Genomic DNA, 4,373 nt, shown 5'->3' with positions numbered 1-4,373 from the left:
TTCGCGCGTGCGCGCGTTGACGTCGCCCGGCGGCGCGTTAGACCGGGAGCTTACCACCGGGCATCTCCCGACAAGCCTTTGGCTGCGCTTCGGTGGGTTTGGAGAGAGACTGATCATGACCTTGCGCAACATTTTGTTGGGCGCCACCATGTTGTGTGCCGCCACCACCCCCGTTTATGCCTTCGCGCAGGATGCCGCGCCGGCCGACGCCGGAACGACGGCCGACGACAGTGATTATGGGAACGACATCATCGTCACCGCCAGCAAGCGTTCGCAGACGCTGCAGGATACGCCCGTCGCGGTCTCGGTGACCTCGGCAGCGCAACTGGAAGAAGCGCAGATCCGCGACCTCATCGACTTGCAGTCGTCGGTCCCCAGCCTGCGCGTGTCGCAGCTTCAGTCGAGCGCCAACACCAACTTCATCATCCGCGGTTTCGGCAACGGTGCGAACAATGCCGGTATCGAACCGTCGGTCGGCGTGTTCATCGATGGCGTTTATCGCTCGCGCTCGGCCGCCCAGATCGGCGATCTTCCCAACGTCGAGCGCATCGAAGTGCTGCGCGGCCCACAGTCGACCTTGTTCGGCAAGAATGCCTCGGCGGGCGTCATCAGCATCGTCACGCAAAAGCCGCAGTATGAATTCGGCGGCTCGGCCGAAGTCACTTATGGCAATTATGACGCGATCACCGTCAAGGGCGATGTCACCGGCCCGATCAGCGACACCATCGCCTTCTCGATCGGCGGCAGCTACAACCGCCGCGACGGCTATGCGCAGGACCTGAAGCTCGACACCGACGTCAACGACCGCAACCGCTGGGGCGTTCGCGGCCAGCTTCTGTTCGAACCGACCGACGCGCTGTCGATCCGCCTGATCGGCGACTATGACAAGATCGACGAAAATTGCTGCATCGCGGGCAATGTCATTGCCGGGCCGACGGTTGCGATCACCAACGCGCTCGCCGGCGGCCCCAGCGTCGATGCGAACGATCCCTTCTCTTACGACGTGTACAACAACTTCCTGTCGTCGAATAAGATCAAGAATTATGGCGGCTCGGCGCAGATCGACTATGATCTCGGCAACATGGCGCTGACCTCGATCACCGCTTATCGTCAGGTGCGCGCCGACACGAATCAGGATTCGGACTTCACGGGTGCCGACCTGATCGGCGAGAAAAGCGACTATGTCGACATCGACACCTTCACGCAGGAAGTGCGCCTGACCTCGGATTTCGACGGTCCGCTCAACTTCCTGATCGGCGGCTATTATTTCAACGAGAAGGTCGATCAGCAGAGCGCGATCAAGTTCGGAAACCATTTCCGTCCCTACGGCGATGCATTGATCCGCGCGGCAAGCGGCAACGCGCTCAACGTCGCGATGCTCGAAGGTACATTCGGCGCGCTCGAAGGCAATCCGGCGAAATATCTCGGCACCTTCTTCAAAGCCGGCACGGGGCTCGACGAAGACTATCAGATGAAGAACGAGGCCTTCTCGATCTTCGGCACGGTCGATTTCGACGTGACCGACCGCCTGACGCTGACCCTCGGCGGCAACTATACGAAAGACCGCAAGCGCTTCTCGACCAATGTGGTCAGCAGCGATGTCTTCTCGGGCATCAATCTTGACGCCGCGGCCTATACGCCGTTCCGTCAGGCGCTGCTGATCGGTCAGGGTGTTCCGGCGCCGACCGCCGCCTTCCTGGCGGCCAACCCGACGTTGACGCTGCCCGACGGGCGCAGTGCGAACCCGCTCGCCGGCCTGAAGGCGTTCCAGTTCCTGCCGCCGTTCCTCAACGTTCCGAACGCGGTCGAAAGCGGCAAGACCAACGACGGCGACTTCTCGTACAGCGTCCGCGCGGCCTATGAGCTCACCGATACGGTCAATATCTATGCGACCTATGCGACGGGCTTCAAGGCAAGCTCGGTCAACCTGTCGCGCGACAGCCGCCCGCTTGCTTCGGATCTTGCGGCGATCACCGCCGCGGGTTTGCGTACCCCGAACCTGGTGGCAGGCTCGCGCTTCGCCGATCCCGAAGAATCGACGGTCTATGAGTTTGGCCTGAAGGGCCAGTGGGACGTCGCGGCGGTGAACGTCGCGGTGTTCAAGCAGTCGATCAAGGGCTTCCAGTCGAACGTCTTCACCGGCACCGGCTTTGCGCTGGCGAACGCCGGCAAACAGTCGACCTTCGGTATCGAGCTCGACGGCTCGGTGCGTCCGGTCGACGGCCTGAACCTGACGCTGGCGGCGACCTACCTCGACGCAAAGTATGACAGCTTCGTCAATTCGGCGTTCGGCGACATTTCGGGCACCACGCCCGCGGGCATCCCCGAACTGTCGCTGTCGATGGGCGGCACCTATACGCACGAATTCGCGGGTGGGACCAAGGCGATCGCGCACGTCGACTATGCGTATGAAAGCCCGGTCCAGATCGTCGAAGGCCTCGGCGGTTTCCCCGCCAGCGTCGCGCAGAATCTGAAGCGCGAAGTCAACTCGCTCAACGCGTCGTTCACGATCCGCCTGACCAATGGTATCGACGTCGGCGTGTGGGGCCGCAACCTGACGGGCGCGCAGTATCTGACGACGATCTTCCCGGCGGTGGCTCAGGCGGGCAGCGTCTCGGGTTACCCGAGCCAGCCGCGCACCTATGGCGGCACCATCCGCTACAAATTCTGATCGTGAGCGGCGGGGGGCTTCTCGCTCCCCGGCCGCGATGCAGAAGGCAAAAAAGAAACCCCGGCCTCTCGATCGAGAGGCCGGGGTTTTTTGTTGGCGTTACCGCCCGTGTTTTAGAACTTCACACCGGCCGCGATGCCATAGCGGCGCGGTTCGAGCGTGAAGATGTTGGTGTAGTTACCCGACGACTGGTCGGTGACGTACAGGCCGGTCACGCTGTTGGCATCGAAGACGTTCTGGATGAACCCCTTCACATACCATTTGTCGTCGGTGCCGTTCAGCTGGATCTGGGCGTTGACCTGCGCATAGCCTTTGATCTTGTTGACGCTGCCGTTGAAGATGCTGCCATAGCTGTCGCCGGTATAAGCGAGGTCGAAGCGCGGCACGAGCGACATGCCGTTGTCGAACCCGATCGTATATTGCGCACCCGCCGAGAATTTATAATTCGGCGCCTGCGGCAGCTTGTTGCCCTTCAGGTTGACGGGGATGCCGGCCGAGAAGACCTCGACTCCGCCGAAAGCTGGGCCGACGGTCGCCGCGGCCGCCTGCAGGATGCCGCAGATGCTGAATGCGCCGGTCGACGCAATGCCGCCATCCGATGGGAAAGGCGTCGTCCCCTGCAGCCCCGCGCCGCCGCGCACCCCGTTGGCGGCAAAGGCGCCCGCGTTGATCAGCGAGTTGATCTGGTTGACGTAGCCGTTGACCCCCGCGACGCTGCCCGAGGTCGAGGCGACGGCGCAGTTGGCGGCGTTGGTGATATCCTTGATGATCACCGCATCGGCGCGGCCACCGCCGAAATCGCGCGGGTTGCTGCTGAACTCGTCGCCGGCGACTTCGGTGTTCAGATAGCTGAAGCCGAGATTGACGACGAATTCCGGGACCGGACGAACGATCGCCTCGGCCTCGAAACCCCAGATATTGGCGTTGATATTGTCGTTGACCGCGGTGCGGGCGACGATCTTGCTGAGCTGCAGATCCTTGTATTTATAGTAGAAGGCCGTGAGGTTCAGCTGCAGTTCGCCGTTGCCGAAGGTGTTTTTCGAACCGATTTCAAAAGCATCGACCTGCTCGGGCTTGAAGCTCTCCGGCACAGCGAAGATCGGCTGCAGCGGCGGGTTGATGCCGCCCGATTTATAGCCGCGCGAATAGGAGACATAGAGCAGATTGTCGTCGGTGACCTTGAAGTCGAGCACCGCACGGCCCGTCAGCTTGTTGAACTTCACACTGCGCGCCTGGATGATCTGGTTGCCCGGCGTGCCCGGATCGGCATCGAACGATCCGACGAAGGGCGAACCGAAGACGGTGTCGCTGTTCAGCCCGATCGGCGTCAGGAAGCTGGCAAGCGTCGACCGTGCCAGCACGCTCTTTTTGTCGTTGTTGTAGCGCAGGCCGGCGGTCAGCTTCACCCGGTCGCTGAACTCGAAATAGGCTTCGCCGAAGATGCCGTAGGAAGTGATCTTAAGGTCGTCGGTGTTGTTGCGGAAGAAGGGTGTCGCCAGGAACGACGGCGGCAAGCCGTTGGCAAAGCTGTTGAACGCGCCGAGCACGCCGGTCAGATAGTCGATCGGGAAGGCGTTCACATAATAGCTGTTCTCGGTCAGATGATAGTCGGCATAGATGCCGCCCACCAGGAAGTTGAACGGCCCGTCGAGGTCGCTCGACAGGATCGCTTCCGTCGACCAGCTGCTGTTATACTGGTTCG

Annotated in this window: 2 protein-coding genes; one reads left to right on the top strand and one right to left on the bottom strand. The window is 61.7% G+C overall.

Annotated elements, in window-relative coordinates; translation table 11 throughout:
• The first annotated feature begins 115 nt into the window (after positions 1–115).
• Positions 116–2,671 carry a TonB-dependent receptor gene (locus VJ811_RS01325; protein WP_324070455.1) on the top strand — a complete coding sequence of 852 codons (2,556 nt, stop codon included), beginning with the start codon at positions 116–118 and terminating at the stop codon, positions 2,669–2,671.
• A gap of 113 nt (positions 2,672–2,784) precedes the next feature.
• Here the strand turns inward: VJ811_RS01325 and VJ811_RS01320 are convergent.
• A partial coding sequence (locus tag VJ811_RS01320; RefSeq protein WP_324070452.1) for a TonB-dependent receptor occupies positions 2,785–4,373 on the bottom strand: 1,589 nt, incomplete at its 5' end.

Origin of the sequence: Sphingopyxis sp., from assembly GCF_035250425.1 — a bacterium.
Classification (GTDB): Bacteria; Pseudomonadota; Alphaproteobacteria; order Sphingomonadales; family Sphingomonadaceae; genus Sphingopyxis.
The sequence above is the reverse complement of the archived record's forward strand: the minus strand, read 5'-3'. Positions and strand labels throughout refer to the sequence as shown.

Bases quoted from the DNA above. Each gene is read 5' to 3' on its own strand.
- VJ811_RS01325 (WP_324070455.1), top strand. From the start codon at position 116: ATGACCTTGCGCAACATTTTGTTGGGCGCCACCATGTTGTGTGCCGCC.